Below are 970 nucleotides of genomic sequence, written 5' to 3' on the forward strand. Positions count from 1 at the left end.
TGGCGGATCAACCTCTCATCCTTCAAGGGTTTCGTGGGCAAATCAATGGTCCATGGAAAGCCGCGACCGTCACCCACTGCTATGAGAAGCAAAGTGGATATACCACAGAAATCACCTTTGAGGCACCAAACAAGGGAAAAGAAAGCAATGAGAACACTGAACATGCTAAAAACAGAAAATCCAAGAGATAATTTTGCTTCTTCTTTTCGTCAACTTCCCCATAATATTGAAGCAGAGCAGGCATTACTTGGAGCAATCCTGATTAATAATAATGCACTCGATCGCGTTTCAGACTTTCTCAAAGCAGAACATTTTTTTGAAACGCTACACCAAAAGATCTTTGAGATTGTCTTACAAATTATTCAAAATGGTCATCTTGCAAACCCCATTACAATCAAGCCCTATATCCAAATGGAAGAAAAAATTGGAGATATTACTGTATACCAGTATGTTGTTCGCTTAGCCACAGAGGCAGTCACTATTATTAACACTGAAGATTATGGACGCGTTATTTACGATCTTTTTATCCGCCGGTCTTTGATTAATCTTGGCAATGAAGTTGCCAATACAGCTTTTGATGCTCCTGTAGAGCTCACGCCTACCCAACAAATTGAAACGATTGAAAATCAGTTATTTGAGCTCGCCGAAAAAGGGAAATATGGGGGTGGGTTTGAAAACTTTGATACAGCCATTGCAAAAGCACTTAACATGGCAAGCGCTGCAAAAAAGCGTTCCTCACAGCTTTCTGGGATAGCTACCCATATCAAAACCCTTGATGAGAAAATGGGAGGATTACAAGCATCTGACTTAATTATCCTTGCAGGGCGCCCTGGTATGGGGAAAACCTCTCTGGCGACCAATATTGCTTTTAATATTGCCAATGCTTGTAAGCGTGATAACAGCCAAGAAAATGAAGGGGGCATTGTAGGTTTCTTCTCACTTGAGATGTCAACAGAACAGCTTGCAACTC

At 41.2% G+C, this 970-nt stretch carries 1 protein-coding gene and 1 pseudogene; both read left to right on the forward strand.

The annotated features are described in order from the left end of the window. Nucleotides 1–191: pseudogene (locus ACFIK0_RS09255) on the forward strand (late control protein); the annotation flags it as partial. Next, nucleotides 148–970: DnaB-like helicase N-terminal domain-containing protein (locus ACFIK0_RS09260; RefSeq protein WP_375663891.1), on the forward strand; the 823-nt coding region annotated here is incomplete at its 3' end. The pseudogene ACFIK0_RS09255 and the gene ACFIK0_RS09260, both read left to right, overlap by 44 nt.

It is taken from the genome of Bartonella sp. CL63NXGY (genome assembly GCF_042194905.1).
GTDB lineage: Bacteria > Pseudomonadota > Alphaproteobacteria > Rhizobiales > Rhizobiaceae > Bartonella.